Consider the following 13,889-nt stretch of genomic DNA (forward strand, 5'->3'; position numbering starts at 1 on the left):
CGTTTCCTCCTTAGCGTCCGAGATCCCGTAAGATTTCCATCGCTTGATTTGTATAGTCTTGCAGTTCGGCACGTTGCTCATCGTTTAAACCGAATCGGTCGTGTGCGTCGGTGATGAGTTCAATCAGTTCAATCAATTTCGGTTGCGCCTCTGCGACTTCCGATGCTCGTTCTGCGAGAGTTTGGAGTGTCATAACGCCACCACCTTCGCGTCGATCGAGTCCTCTGCGGTGAGGAACAGGTTGTTCTGTTCGTCGAGGGCGTTCTCGATCGTGTACAGCTCGTTATGCACCTGTTTGAGGAAAGCGTGCACCGGGTGGTTCGCGTCGAGTTGGTATGCCGCATTAGCGAGATGTTGATAAGACGCCGTGAGCGCTGCGTGGATCGCGTCGATCTTGACCGGACCCTTTGCGACGAGGTTGAGTATCTCGGGTGTCGTCTGCACGATTGCCGGAAGTGCGCGTCCAATTTTGTGTGTCGTGACCATATCGTTTCCTCCTTGTGAGGGTGCATGCTACAATGAAAATGTCGAGTAATCAGAGAGCATGACGCCTTGTGTGTAGTGCTTTTTTATTTGCCGTAAATCCGTTCCAGTTCGTCCACGTTGAGCAGCAGGACGAGGACTGAGATGAGTAAGCCGAGTTTCAGAACCATGCGTGCTTGCGCTCCACGTAGAGGGTAGCGAGCGTGACCGGTACGATGATCAGGTTGACCATGCCGAGGTAGTAGAAGAAAGCGATCATCAGCTTGCCTCTCCGAGCAGTTTCGTCATGAAGTAAATCTGTCCCTTACCCGTGACCTTCGTCGTGCGTGTGATCCGCACCGTGCCGTCCGGGTTATTGTTCGTGCGTTCCAGTACCTCGAACCAACCGCGCTCGACCGAGTATTGCGTCGGCTCGTTGTAGTGCGCGCCCTTCTTGCCGAGATAACCGTTCTCCCGCATCCAAGCGAACAAGCGATTCTGCCCCATCTTGAGACCGTTCTGGCTGATCAGTTTTGCGAGTTGCCCGACTAGGATGCTCGTCTGACTCGTCGAGACCGCTTCTGCGAACAGGACTTGCGGACGCTGTGCTTCGAGTTGCGTCGTCGCCGCTTCCTTTTCGTGTTGCAGACGTTCGATTGTCGACTGAGCGATGAGTAAGCCGCGTGCCATGATTTCTTCCGGTGATTCGTCAGCTCGGGCGATCATGTAGCCACCGTCCTTACGGATCGATGGGAGGACTTCACCTGTCACCCATTTGCGGAATCGTTTCGCTTGCGGTTTGCGACTATCGAGGATGACGTCATAGAGTCCGTCTTCGTTGATGACCGTGACTTGTTGCTTTCCACCAGCTGTTTGAAGGGTATAAGTTGAACTTACTCCCTCTGAAAGTCGATTCTTCACGACTCCAGGGTTAGTTAAATCGAGCACCTTACATACATCTGCTAAAACGAACAAGAGTTCATCTGGTGTACCGACGACGCGGACCTCGTTTCCTTCAAATACCTTAGTGAGTTGATTCATGTTATTGCCTCCTATTTTCTGATTGACTTGATTTCCAACGCCCCCTTTTTTCCAGTATGTAGTTGATATACTGAGATAGAAGGAGGTGATACATATGAAACTTGATCATGATTGCGTACGAGAAACTTTGCTTTCGATTGAAGAAAATGAACTGACAACGGAATATCGAATGATTACTTTGCTTAAAAATCCTCGATTAGATCAGTTCAGTCCAGATATTATCTTTCATGTATTGCAGACACTAGAATCTGCCGGCTTTATAAGAGGCGAAGAGATTAAGTTGCCTGGAGGTAACTTTAACTTTGTCATCAAAGAAATGACCTGGCAGGGTCACGCCTTCCTCGATAACATTCGCGATGATGCTGTTTGGAAAGAAGTTAACGAACTTTCATCAAAATTCGAGAGTGTTTCGCTAAATGTCTTGGCAGAGACGGCTGCGAGCTTGTTAAAAGAACGTTTAGGAAATTAAATTCAGGGTTATTTTGTGCGCTGATAGATTGCTATGAGGAGGTCATCAATTTCTTTGATGGCTTCTTCGCCTGCGTTTGTTTGGATATACTCACCTTCAGTTGCGAACACATGTAGTTCAATCTCCAATGTGACGCGGCACTGTGTAGAACCTTTGCTGAAGTCTTTATTGACTTTCAAAATTTGCCCTCCGACTTGCTCCCCTTGTTTCGAATCAGCTGATTTGTTGAGCTGTTTCATGATTGCATTACCGATCACTTCGATGTTTTCTGTGTGCTTTTCCATGTGTACTACCTCCTTATTTTTGTTTGCTGCGCATCCACGCATCGAGATCGTCGCGATGATACCGGACGCTCCGGTTGCATTTGGATGCCTTCAGTTCGCCATCCATTCGTGCGTTGTATAGTGTGAACTGAGAGAAGCCGGTGTATTCTTTTGCTTCCTTTTCGCTCATCCAGACCTTCGCGGTGTGTTGATCGAGCGCTTCCCGAATCCGTTCATCGATGAGTGCCGTGAGTGATTCCGGGGTAAAGGTCAACATGATTGTTTGTTGCATGATGTCACCACCTTTGTTATCCTGAATTACGGGATAAAATAAATCATTTTACCTGTAAATCGGGTATTTTTCTGCAAAAAAAAGTTCTTCGACGGAAACCTCTAGGATTTCCGCGATCGATAGTGCAAGTCCAACTTGTAGACCGCGTCTTCCACGCTCGATATCGCTATACATCTGTGGGCGAATCCCTAAGCATTTCGCAATGTAGATTTGCGTCATACCGATCGAAAGACGTTTCATCCGAAGCGCCTGACGTACTTCTTCTGGCATGTCTGTCACCTCTTTTCTTCGTTGTGTCTGTCTTACACTTATTACTATATACCTGTAAAACGGGTAAGTCAACCCGTAAAACGGGATTATTTTACTTTGTTTTGCGGAAATACCTGTAAATCGGGTACAATTGACCTCGAAGTAGTCATATCGTGGTCATTTTGTAGTACATTCATTTTGTGAGGAATTCGGCGCATTATATAGAAGGAGAGACGATATGATGGAGACTATAGTAAAGGGTGTGCAGTTCATGACGGAGGAAGAGCGGCTTGCGAAGATGGCGAGTCGAATAAGAGAACTTCGATCTAAAAAAGGAATTACGCAACTAGAAATGGCGAAACGTTTAGGGAGATCCCAGTCCGCTTACGGGGCATGGGAGTCAGGCGAACGATTCCCGCCGACTGATGTCATGCCGGAGCTAGTAGAAAAATTAGATACAAGTTTTGATTACCTATATTCTAGAAGTGACGATCCTTATCCAAAGTCTGAACAAGAGTTGATATTGAAAGCGGAAGAGAAGACGTTATTGAAATTATTAAATATAACTGAATCTGAAGCGAATATTTTAGGTAGAGAACGATTGAATACCTTATTTAATTTTTATAGATTCCAATTGAATGAAGCATTAAACGAATATAACAATAATAAAGATATAACGAACGAAAAAAAGAAGGACGAGCAGTGAGGAATCTCACTCTTCGTCCTTTTTTTCATGGGCTAAAGCCTCTATCATCATGTCATTTAAGGTGTAAGGAACTTTCTCTAACTTACCAGTGTGCGGACTGAGCACGTGCTTGATCCGCTGCGTGTTCAAGATGGATTCAATTGACGGGTGAGCTGGACTCTTCTTCTTTACTACTAACACAAAACCGCCTCGTTTCGATTGAAATACGAACGCCTATTCTTATGTTTCTTTACTCATAGTAAATAACTTTGGAAAATAATGCAATAGACCTATTACAATATTTAACCACGTTTGTTAGATATTCGTTCGACATGAAGGGTCAGACTTTGTCGAATGATATTTACTATATCGCATAAAATGGCGTCATATCGGGAACCTCCTTAGTATAGAATAAGTATGGATATGCATAACAGATATGGAACGTATCGGATTTATTTTAAAATAGACTAGGAGGATATATTATGGAGGAACGGAGACGTTCGAATAGGCGTAAGTCCGGACTCGGTGGCAAGGGGACGTTGTTCGCCATTCTCGGGGTTGTTGTGATCGGGACGGCAGGCGGTATTTATAGCAATCAGAACGAAAAACCGATTGATACGAAGCAGGAAGTTAAGGCACAAGATGAGAAAAGCGAGTCTTCAACGAAACAATTCAAGACGAGCGTCAAGGTTCAGTCCCCCTCTGACATTACGGATCCTGAGAAGATTCAAGCAGCTCTTGATGCTGGTCCAGACAGTCTTAAAGATACGATTGATGCTACGGATCAATTCGTCGACCGTTTGATGACGAAACAAGAGGCTGTTCGAAAAGCGAAGAAGCTGCCAATCAAGGATTTCCAGCAGACGATCACGAAAGATGTCGTCCAACAGATTGATGATCAAATTACTTCCCTGAATGAAGCATCGCAGACCGCCCATACGATGGCGATGGGACTTCTCTTGAATCAAGAGAAAGGTGCGACATTCGAGAATACAGAAGGACTCGACTATCAAAACCTCGAGCAACTCTCACAGAACTTAAGCGCGATGGCCTCTAGTTTCGAAACCTACGCAATGGCAAAGAATTTCGAGTCATGGGACGAGGCTTCCTCTTACCTTCCGAATCGACGCGACAAATCGTTGCTCGCAGTCCCACTGAATGAGGCAATCACGAAAACAGTTGAATCCAATTTCGAACCGATCATCGCAGAACCCGTGACGGAAGAAGGGAATACGGATGAGGAATTAGATACGAGCCCGGAGCAAACTGATGCCGAGCGATATCCAGAAGCTATCACAAGTGTTTTTAAAATATCCGAAGCTATGAATGCTATCTATACAACCGCTGATGAGTTACAACAACGGTTCACCCCGTATAAGAAAGAAGACGGGTTTAGTCAATTTGAATACATCTCTGTAGAAGACTTAGATGATTTATACAGATTTGACGCAACTGTATCGAATGAAATTACAGCTAGCATTCACTTCAAAGCACCCGTTTATACAACGGATGGATTTACGCAAGCTATGGATTCACACCGAATTATTATAAAAGAATTAGATCAACTGAGTACACTTCTTGAAGTATACCCAAGTAAATTTCGACAAGATCCAGGAGGTACACTTACGAAAGCAAAAAGTCACCTTGAACGAATCAAAACAGCGGCTCAAATTGAACGACCAGGCTTTGCAAAATTCTTTAAAACTGCTGGATCAGAAGCGAATTAAACGTAGTACACTGAAGGCACTCAGGTGCCTTTTCTTACAGACACGATTCGAACGTATGTACGTAAAAGGAGGAACATCATGAACTACAAGATCATCAAGCTCGACAACGGCAAGTATTGGACCCGCCTCTCGCTCACCGATCGCAACGGCGTCCGGCATCAACCGAGCAAGACGGCAGACACGCAACGGGAAATCAAACGCTGGGCGCAGGACATGATCCGCAAGAACGAGGATGGGTTGATTGGAAAAAAGACAGGGCTCGATCTCGAAGCCTTGACGAGTGAATACCTCGTCGAGAAGCAAGGCATCCTCAAGGAGATGACGCTGTATGCCCGTCGCGTTTCCCTTGGTCCCTTCCTGCGTGTATTCGGTAGCCGGAAAGTAAGCAGTCTGAACAAGCGAGAGATCACGTCTTGGCTCGACCGACATGCACGGGAACGCCAGCTGAAGGCGAACTCCCGGAACTCGATCGCCCGGCACATCAACTCTCTTCTCTCCTATAGTTATGAAGCAGGCTACCATTCCGACAAGGAACTGCGGATCGCGATGTTACGCAGTCCGAAGGAGCGGGAACGGGTATTATGGACGATCGAACACATCAAATTATTCGAAGAACTGTACTGGTTCGAGCCGCGCGCGAAGCTCTATATCCTACTCGCCCACACCGGACTCCGGAGCAACGAGGCGCGTTCGCTCGGTTGGGAGCATATCGACTTCAAGAACGGCACGATCCGTGTCGAACGCCAAGCGCTGATGTCGGCACAAGCGGGCATCAAGCGATGGACGACCCTCAAGTCCGGCAACGCTCGTGTCGTCCCGATGAGCCGTCATCTCCGGACGTTCCTCGAGCGGTGGCGCTTCGAACAGATGACATGGTTGAACGAGAGTGGGCATGAGAACGTACAGGATCTCGTCTTCACTTCCGAGAACGGCAAGTATATCTATGACAAGTTGACGATGCCCCACTTCCGGCTCCTCGCGAAATCTGCCGGACTCCCGGTCATCACGCTGCACACACTCCGTCATACGTATGCGACACTCTTGATCCAACAAGGACTTCCGCTCACCGGCATCCAGGCGATCCTTGGTCATGCAGATTTGTCGACGACGGTCCAGACGTATCTCCATGTGACGGACGAAATGAAAGACCGCGCACGGGATCTCCTCGACGAGATGTACGAAGAAAAAACGGTCTGATTTTTCGGTAGAATGTGCAGAAATCGTGCAGGTATTCATTTTGCGTAAACCTCCAAAAAAGGCGAATCCGTTGCGGTTCAACGGGTTTGCTACCCTTAGTTTCGAAATAGTTAGAATCTTCGAAATTAATGAACTTTAATAGGGACTAAAAGCGTCCCGACCCCTTAAGGCACTAGGCGTGGCGGCACTTTTCATGAATTTGACGTTACTTGCAAAGTCGTTTTATCCCCTGTAAGGTGGGGAACATATCATTTGGCGAACGAGGTGTTACATGCTTTTTCGCTAAAAAAACTATTGCATTTGGAGGATTTAACTTTATGACGCAAGAATGGATTTCGATCATCCTGTATCTTGTTCTCATGTTGGCAATCGGTTATTTTGCCTACAAGCGAACGACGAATACAGAAGATTACATGTTAGGCGGACGCGATCTCGGTCCTGGTGTTACAGCACTATCTGCTGGTGCATCGGATATGAGTGGATGGATGCTCATGGGACTTCCCGGCGCCATGTATGCAACAGGTGTTTCAGCACTTTGGCTAGCACTCGGATTATTGATTGGATGTTACGTGAACTACATTGTACTCGCTCCACGTTTTCGTCTCTATACGGAAATGGCAAACGACTCCATTACGATCCCTGATTTCTTAGAGAATCGTTTTGAAGACAAATCACGTGTGCTTCGTACCGTATCAGCACTCGTCATTATCATTTTCTTTACGTTCTACACATCAGCTGGAATCGTATCTGGCGGAAAATTATTCGTCAGCTCATTTGGATTTGATTACCACTATGGTATGCTCTTGACGATTGCGGTCGTAATCGCCTACACCCTTTTCGGCGGTTTTCTCGCAGTTAGTTGGACCGATTTCGTCCAGGGCTGTATCATGTTTGTCGCACTCGTTCTTGTACCGATCGTCGCATTAACAGACGTTGGTGGAGTTGATGGTGCGTACAATTACGCTGAAAACCTAGACCCTTCGCTGTTTGATCCATTTAAAGGGACAACGATTCTCGGAATCATTGGATTCCTTGCCTGGGGACTTGGTTACTTTGGTCAACCACACATCATTGTCCGCTTTATGGCAATTCGCTCTGTCAAGGACTTAAAAAGTGCCCGCCGTATCGGTATCGGTTGGATGTTCGTCTCAATCATAGGTGCGATGATGACAGGACTTGTCGGTATTGCTTACTTTGAAGGACAAGGCAATGGACTCGGCGATCCAGAGACAGTCTTCATCCGTTTCTCAGATGTTCTGTTCCATCCGTATATCACAGGATTCTTGATGGCTGCGATTCTCGCTGCAATCATGTCGACGATTTCGTCACAATTGCTTGTCACATCAAGTGCGTTGACAGAAGACTTTTATAAAACGTTCTTGAAAAAAGATGCATCAGATAAAGAACTCGTTCTAACAGGTCGAATTGCTGTTCTTGTCGTTGCCATCATCGCAAGTGTACTCGCTTGGAATCCGTCAGCAACGATTCTTGCACTTGTCGGTTATGCATGGGCTGGATTCGGTTCTGCCTTTGGTCCGATCATCTTACTTTCCCTTTACTGGAAACGCATGACGAAACAAGGTGCGTTAGCTGGTATCATCTCAGGTGCCTTGACCGTCATCATCTGGGTCCAACTCGGACTTAGCACGACACTTTACGAAATGGTTCCTGGATTCTTCACAAGCTTGATCTTCACAGTTGTCGTCAGCTTAATGACGAAACAACCAGTCAATGCTGTTCAGGAAACGTTCGAAGAGATGGAAGACGAATTAAAAGACGCAGTTCAATAATTAGCAACAACTAGTAAGACCTCTGCCGTTCAAACGGCAGAGGTCTTTTTTGGTCTTACAATTCGATGACACCATAATGTAACTTTGACGTCTTACGCTTTGTTCGTCCAAACCCATAGCGTTCAAATAGTGGACTCTCATAATGCGCTTTAAGGACGATACGCTGGCTCGCCACACGTTTTGCTTCCATGATCGTTTCAACTGATAACGTTTCATAGTTTGCAAGCGTTCGAAGCGGATCGAGATGCGTCGATTCCGATACCGTCCGTTCAAACATCGGATCAAAATAGATGACATCAAAACTATCGTCAGGACATTGCTTTAAAAACTCCAAATGATGTTCCATTCGAACCTCGATTCGTCGCATCGCTTGATTGATTGGCGAATAGGACTCTTCCCAGCGCTGTAACCCCTGTTTGACAACGAAAGCGGTCTCAGTTCGACTCTCGAGTCCTATGAGTTGTCCCGTCTCACCAACGGCATGACTCATGACGATCGCATCTGCACCAAGACCTAGTGTACAGTCAAGCACACGCATTCCTTCAGATAAACGACCGATCGTAACTAGTGGATCTCCTCCACCTGCGTCGATTTGTTTAATGCGAAAGACGGCACTTGATGGATGAAAAAAGAATGATATCTTCTCTCCGAGTGGATAAAGCTCTAGTCGTTGTTTATCGACGACAAGTACAGGTAATCCTGTTTCTTGCTGTAATTGTTCAATCCCTTTCTTCTTACGCGCGATGTAAACGAAATGAATCATCTCATCCGCTAATAGCTGCTTCACACGATGGCGGACGTCTTCGGTCGGACGAAGACACGTCGTCAGTCCAATCGTTGGTTTCATAATTCTTTCCTCCATAAAAAAATAAGCCAGCCGGAGCTAGCTCATTTCTTTTTCTTTAATAATCCTTCGATGTCTTCAATCAATGCCTTTTTCGAAATCAGGTCTTCTTGCTTTTCCTGTTCGACTTTTGCATCCACCGTCGTCCGCTTCATGAGTGCTTGAAGTGTCTCATCGATGCTTGATTTCAAATGATCGCGGTCTTCTTTGTTAAGGGAAAGATCATGTTGAACTTCGTCCCCTTGTTCATCTAATTGGCGTAAGCGTTCCGTCAATTGTTTCGCTTCACGATTCAAGTCCGAATACAATCGTTCGATTTGCTCTAGACGCAATTTGATTCCGTCACGTTCTGTGAACACGTTTTCCAGCCCCTTCCAGTATGCAGTTGTCTACATCATTACTTTACCATATTCCGAGGCAATTAAAACAATCACAAGATGATTACAAATTGACTTTTTTTAAATTTCTTCCTGCGGATTGGTTCCAGTTAATTTTTGCAATTGCAAGGAGGGTATCGCTATAATGTAAACGAGGCATCAATCGTTGAAGGAGGATTTTGTGATGGAATTAAGACGTCGAGCATTACGTCATGTCGATCAAGCTGAGTATGAACATTTCTTGAAGTATGGCGAGCAAGCATATGGACTGACTCCGCAAGAAATCAAAGGGTATGACCATGAGCTTGGAGAAGAGCGGGCTTTTGATTCCGTCGAGCACAGTTATCCTGAAGATTATTACTTTGATATCGTTGAAGCAGATACGATCGTTGGACGGGTTCTGCTTTTAAAAATGGGTCACTATTTCCAACTTGATTTTATGGTGTTTGATTCTTACACTCATAGAGGTCTAGCTACGCAGGCCGTCGCAGAAGCTTTATCACATTCGCAGGTACTAGATCGCCACGAAGTACGCGCACGCGTACTCGATCAGTCACCACACGCTCTTTATGCGAAACGGATTCTAGAATTGAACGATTTTACATGGACAGAGAACTATTACGTCAAAGGAAGACGTCGTCGGTATTCTTTGCAACGACTCGGATAAAGAACGTTTGAAAGACCATGAGCTCATGGTCTTTTTTTTGTCGGCTTCTAACATACCATCGCCTTTGACAGGTGATCATTTTCAGCGTAAAATTTTCATTTGTATGAACAGAAAGGAGTACACCTCATGAACGAATGGTTATGGATCCCTTCTATCTTCTTGACGATGGGATTATTGGTCTTCAGTTATTATCTTTTTGGAAAAACCGGATTGTTGATGTGGATTGCCATCGCAACAATCATCGCAAACATCCAAGTTACTCAAACCGTCGATATTTTTGGCTTCGTCTTTACGTTAGGAAACGTCGTGTATGGTAGTTGTTATCTTGCGACAGATATTCTAAATGAAAAATACGGAAAGAAAGTCGCTCGTAAAGGGGTCTATATGGGTTTCTTCTCCCTGATCACGACGACCGTCCTCATGCAATTTAGTCTCTTCTATACACCACTTGCGGATAAGGCAGCACTTGAAACATCTGATTCCTTACATTTATTGTTCGGACTCTTACCATGGATTGCTGTTGGTAGTCTTGCGGCTTATCTCGTCTCGCAACTATTTGATGTCTTCATCTATTCGAAGATCCGTCAGAAGACAGGCGAACGGAAACTTTGGTTACGAACAACTGGTTCAACCGTATTAAGCCAGTTACTCGATACGTTGACGTTTTGTGCGATTGCCTTTCACGATATGCCCTTCTCCATTTGGTGGCAAATCTTCTTGACGACATATCTTGCGAAATTCGTCGTGGCTTGGTTTGCAACACCATTCATGTATTGGGCAAAACGAATTCATCCGACGAAACAGTCGACAGATGCTGCAGCGTAACATAAAAAAGAACTAGATGACTTGACGAAATTGTCGGATAATAGAGGTGGAGGTGCCTGCATGAAAATCAAACGAAATGAACCGTTTCGCTATACGTTAAAAACGCCAATAACAGGCGAATTTTATTTATTAAAAAACGAACAACGTACACCGAACGGACTAATGAAAATTCATAACATCTCACCAAATGGTTTAGCTATTAGTACCGCACTGAAACTCCCACTTCAAAAATCAATGAAAATCGTCGTGGAGTTCTCATTGATCGAGGGTCAAGAGCCACTCTGCATTGAAGGGTATCTCTTACACGAAAAACCGGTCGGTCCCGAGAGTTTGTACGGCATCCGCCTTAATCCTTCAACGACAGATCGTGAGACGATCATCGCTCAAGTTAAACAGGTTGCTCAACTGGAGCGATAATAACACAATGATCAAAAGAGACACTGCTCGTTCATGAGCAGTGTCTCTTTTTTTGTTAGTAGAATTACCCCTCAAACGTTCGGAAGACGACTGCTTCGTACGGTCGAAGTATGAGTTCTCCTGACACCTCAACCTCATCGTAATTCCCGATGATACGGTCTGACGTATCATGCGCAACTGGAATGGTTACATCGTGATCTGCAAACGAGCAATAAACGTACCATGTTTCGCCTTCGAGTGTTCGCGAATACGCGTATACTTCCCGATGTTCTTCGAGTATTAGTTCATATCGTCCGTATACGACGAGTTCATGATCGTGTCGTAGACGAATCAAATGTTGATAGTAATAGAAAATGGATTGCTCATTTGCTAGTGCTTGTTCGACGTTGATTTCTGGATAATTCGGATTTACCTTCAACCATGGTGTTCCAGTCGAGAAACCAGCATTTTCCGACGCATTCCACTGCATCGGTGTCCGAGCGTTGTCACGTCCTTTAATGTGGATCGATCGTAACAATTCAGCTGGTGAAGCTCCTTGTTCTGTTCGTTCTTTCCACATGTTTCGAATTTCGATATCTTCATAGTCAGCGATATCCTCAAAAGCGACGTTCGTCATCCCGATTTCTTCGCCTTGATAGATATATGGTGTCCCTTTTAATAAGTGCAACAGTGTAGCAAGCATTTTCGCTGACTCGACGCGATACGTCGAGTCATTACCAAATCGACTGACGACACGTGGTTGGTCATGGTTGTTCCAATAAAGTGAATTCCAGCCCGTCTCATGTAACGCCGTCTGCCATTTGGTGAAGTTTTGCTTTAGTTTAAGCAAATCAAACGGAATGACATCCCATTTCCCATTCGGACCTGAATCAAGATCCATATGTTCGAACGTAAAGACCATGTTGACCTCTTGACGTGCCGGGTCCGTATAAAGGATTGCATCATCCGTTGTTGCTCCTGGCATCTCACCGACTGTCAGGACATCATACTTTCCGAACGATGCTTCATTCATCTCATGTAAAAACTCATGGACACGTGGTCCGTTGATATAATGTTCTCCACCATCTCCATACAATGCTCCTGGATGAACGGTTGCATCTGGTAATCCTGGTGTCTTCGAAATCAAGTTGATGACATCCATTCGGAATCCATCAATCCCTCGATCCAACCAACGGCGAATCATGCCATATACATCGTGACGCATCTGCTCATTTTCCCAGTTCAAATCTGGTTGTTTCTTCGAGAACAAATGTAAGTAATATTCATTCGTTGCTTCATCATATTCCCACGCTGGACCTGAGAAAATCGAGCCCCAATTGTTCGGCAGAGAACCGTCCGGGTTGGCTGGGCGCCACATGTAATAATCTCGATATGGATTGTCTTTACTTTGACGTGATTCAGCGAACCATTGGTGTTCATCCGACGAGTGATTAATGACGAGATCCATGACGATTTTGATGTCTCGTGCATGTGCTTCATCTAAAAGACGATCAAAATCATCCATCGTTCCAAATTCCTTCATGATTGCTTCGTAATCCCGGATATCGTATCCATTATCGTCATTCGGTGAATCATAGACAGGGCTCAACCATATGACGTCGATACCAAGTTTTTTTAAATAATCCAACTTTTCAATGATTCCGTTTAAGTCACCGATCCCATCCCCATTCGAATCGTTATAACTACGTGGGTAAATTTGATAAACGACACTATCATGCCACCATTTTCGTTCCATCCTCTACACACTCTCCTTTTTATGTACCTTATCGTGCCACAATTTGAGCAAACGATTGCATCGAAATTTAAAAGCGCTTTCAATTCTCACAACGTCATCTTAACACGTCCCTCAGAGGCGCTCAAGCGAGAATTGAAACTTATTTGGTATCATGAAATATAAACTACCTGTGTTTATGAACGTCATGTTGACGGGAAAGAAAAGTATGAGAAAGGAGTGTGGACGAATGTATCGTCGGTATTTACTTTTCCTAGTGTGGGCAGTTGCTATTGTATTCATTTTGTTATTTGGAAATAACCGTGTTTTTCCGGAAGGGTTTTTGATTTCTTTTTTACGATTTGACCAAAGTCAGTTTGATACATCCGTTTTAAGTTTATTTTCCTTACTCGGTGTCTACCCATTCGCTTTCTTTTTATTATTCTTAGATGAAAAGCGATTCATGCGTCCTGGCCCGCTCGTTGCAAGCATCGGGTCGTTCTTTTTAGGTGCTTTCGTATTAATGCCTTACGTTGCACTCGCTATTCCAAGAAAAACATTTCTCCCTTTTCGTCGTCGAGGCTGGATTCCGACCGTCGTAGCATTACTCAGTGTCGTGACGACTTTATTGCTTTGGATTGCCCTCGCTCGGTCCGATTGGAGTATTTTCCTTACGTATTTTAAAACCAATCAATTCGTCCGGACGATGACCGTCGATCTATTATTGTTCTATATTCTTCAAGTCTATCTGTTAAGAAGAATACGTCTGCGCAATGCACAAACGTTGCAATGGCAGGACGTAATTCCTCTCTTCGGCTTATTCCGTTACCTATTTGCAAAACATTTGCCGGCATCCTCGAAATCTTAATTTAT

At 44.9% G+C, this 13,889-nt stretch carries 18 protein-coding genes; 9 read left to right on the top strand and 9 right to left on the bottom strand.

Annotated features, from left to right (window positions below; translation table 11 throughout):
* Window positions 1-10: 10 nt before the first annotated feature.
* From ADM98_RS11625 to ADM98_RS11635, 3 genes are all read right to left on the bottom strand, one after another.
* The gene (locus ADM98_RS11625; protein ID WP_053453665.1) at window positions 11-193 is read right to left on the bottom strand and encodes a hypothetical protein; all 183 of its coding nucleotides are present in this window, start codon (window positions 191-193) and stop codon (window positions 11-13) included.
* Window positions 190-486 (bottom strand): hypothetical protein, encoded by a 297-nt coding sequence (locus ADM98_RS11630; protein WP_053453666.1) that lies wholly within the window; start codon window positions 484-486, stop codon window positions 190-192. Before ADM98_RS11630 ends, ADM98_RS11625 begins: the two co-directional genes overlap by 4 nt.
* Before the next feature lie 255 nt (window positions 487-741).
* Window positions 742-1,503: a phage antirepressor KilAC domain-containing protein gene (locus tag ADM98_RS11635; protein ID WP_053453667.1), complete on the bottom strand. Its 762-nt coding sequence runs from the start codon at window positions 1,501-1,503 to the stop codon at window positions 742-744.
* Between the two features lie 94 nt (window positions 1,504-1,597).
* Here ADM98_RS11635 and ADM98_RS11640 point away from each other — a divergent pair, with 94 nt between their 5' ends.
* Window positions 1,598-1,972, top strand: coding sequence for a DUF2513 domain-containing protein (locus ADM98_RS11640; RefSeq protein WP_053453668.1), 375 nt, complete (start codon window positions 1,598-1,600; stop codon window positions 1,970-1,972).
* 8 nt (window positions 1,973-1,980) lie between these two features.
* Here the strand turns inward: ADM98_RS11640 and ADM98_RS11645 are convergent, their stop codons facing one another.
* From ADM98_RS11645 to ADM98_RS11655, 3 genes are read right to left on the bottom strand one after another with little or no spacing between them, the layout of a single operon-like run.
* The gene (locus ADM98_RS11645; RefSeq protein WP_053453669.1) at window positions 1,981-2,256 is read right to left on the bottom strand and encodes a hypothetical protein; all 276 of its coding nucleotides are present in this window, start codon (window positions 2,254-2,256) and stop codon (window positions 1,981-1,983) included.
* A gap of 13 nt (window positions 2,257-2,269) precedes the next feature.
* On the bottom strand, window positions 2,270-2,527 hold the full coding sequence (locus tag ADM98_RS17485; protein WP_053453670.1) for a helix-turn-helix domain-containing protein: 258 nt from the start codon (window positions 2,525-2,527) through the stop codon (window positions 2,270-2,272).
* 48 nt (window positions 2,528-2,575) lie between these two features.
* The gene (locus ADM98_RS11655) at window positions 2,576-2,797 is read right to left on the bottom strand and encodes a helix-turn-helix transcriptional regulator (RefSeq protein ID WP_053453671.1); all 222 of its coding nucleotides are present in this window, start codon (window positions 2,795-2,797) and stop codon (window positions 2,576-2,578) included.
* A gap of 217 nt (window positions 2,798-3,014) precedes the next feature.
* On the opposite strand from ADM98_RS11655, the gene ADM98_RS11660 reads away from it, so the two are divergent.
* The 4 genes from ADM98_RS11660 (at window position 3,015) to putP (ending at window position 8,175) form a co-directional block, all read left to right on the top strand.
* Window positions 3,015-3,482: a helix-turn-helix domain-containing protein gene (locus ADM98_RS11660; RefSeq protein ID WP_053453672.1), complete on the top strand. Its 468-nt coding sequence runs from the start codon at window positions 3,015-3,017 to the stop codon at window positions 3,480-3,482.
* 461 nt (window positions 3,483-3,943) lie between these two features.
* Entirely contained in the window at window positions 3,944-5,188 is a 1,245-nt protein-coding gene (locus ADM98_RS11665; protein WP_053453673.1) for a hypothetical protein, read from the top strand.
* A gap of 78 nt (window positions 5,189-5,266) precedes the next feature.
* Window positions 5,267-6,385, top strand: coding sequence for a tyrosine-type recombinase/integrase (locus ADM98_RS11670; RefSeq protein ID WP_053453674.1), 1,119 nt, complete (start codon window positions 5,267-5,269; stop codon window positions 6,383-6,385).
* 317 nt (window positions 6,386-6,702) lie between these two features.
* The gene (putP, locus tag ADM98_RS11675; RefSeq protein WP_053453675.1) at window positions 6,703-8,175 is read left to right on the top strand and encodes a sodium/proline symporter PutP; all 1,473 of its coding nucleotides are present in this window, start codon (window positions 6,703-6,705) and stop codon (window positions 8,173-8,175) included.
* 55 nt (window positions 8,176-8,230) lie between these two features.
* On the opposite strand, the gene ADM98_RS11680 is transcribed toward putP, so the two are convergent.
* On the bottom strand, window positions 8,231-9,022 hold the full coding sequence (locus ADM98_RS11680) for a class I SAM-dependent methyltransferase (RefSeq protein ID WP_053453676.1): 792 nt from the start codon (window positions 9,020-9,022) through the stop codon (window positions 8,231-8,233).
* Between the two features lie 41 nt (window positions 9,023-9,063).
* Window positions 9,064-9,378, bottom strand: a complete 315-nt coding sequence (locus ADM98_RS11685; protein ID WP_023468579.1) for a hypothetical protein — start codon at window positions 9,376-9,378, stop codon at window positions 9,064-9,066.
* Between the two features lie 202 nt (window positions 9,379-9,580).
* Here ADM98_RS11685 and ADM98_RS11690 point away from each other — a divergent pair, with 202 nt between their 5' ends.
* From ADM98_RS11690 to ADM98_RS11700, 3 genes are all read left to right on the top strand, one after another.
* Window positions 9,581-10,063, top strand: a complete 483-nt coding sequence (locus ADM98_RS11690; RefSeq protein ID WP_053453677.1) for a GNAT family N-acetyltransferase — start codon at window positions 9,581-9,583, stop codon at window positions 10,061-10,063.
* A 126-nt stretch (window positions 10,064-10,189) separates the two neighbouring features.
* The gene (locus ADM98_RS11695; protein WP_053453678.1) at window positions 10,190-10,888 is read left to right on the top strand and encodes a queuosine precursor transporter; all 699 of its coding nucleotides are present in this window, start codon (window positions 10,190-10,192) and stop codon (window positions 10,886-10,888) included.
* A 60-nt stretch (window positions 10,889-10,948) separates the two neighbouring features.
* A complete protein-coding gene (locus tag ADM98_RS11700) occupies window positions 10,949-11,305 on the top strand; it encodes a PilZ domain-containing protein (protein ID WP_053453679.1) in 357 nt (118 codons plus the stop codon).
* A 64-nt stretch (window positions 11,306-11,369) separates the two neighbouring features.
* On the opposite strand, the gene ADM98_RS11705 is transcribed toward ADM98_RS11700, so the two are convergent.
* Window positions 11,370-13,040 carry a glycoside hydrolase family 13 protein gene (locus ADM98_RS11705; protein ID WP_053453680.1) on the bottom strand — a complete coding sequence of 557 codons (1,671 nt, stop codon included), beginning with the start codon at window positions 13,038-13,040 and terminating at the stop codon, window positions 11,370-11,372.
* A 226-nt stretch (window positions 13,041-13,266) separates the two neighbouring features.
* Between ADM98_RS11705 and ADM98_RS11710 the strand changes: the two genes are divergently transcribed.
* Window positions 13,267-13,884, top strand: a complete 618-nt coding sequence (locus tag ADM98_RS11710) for a hypothetical protein (protein WP_053453681.1) — start codon at window positions 13,267-13,269, stop codon at window positions 13,882-13,884.
* Window positions 13,885-13,889: the final 5 nt, after the last annotated feature.

The sequence above is a fragment of the Exiguobacterium sp. BMC-KP genome, assembly GCF_001275385.1.
Taxonomy (GTDB): Bacteria; Bacillota; Bacilli; order Exiguobacteriales; family Exiguobacteriaceae; genus Exiguobacterium_A.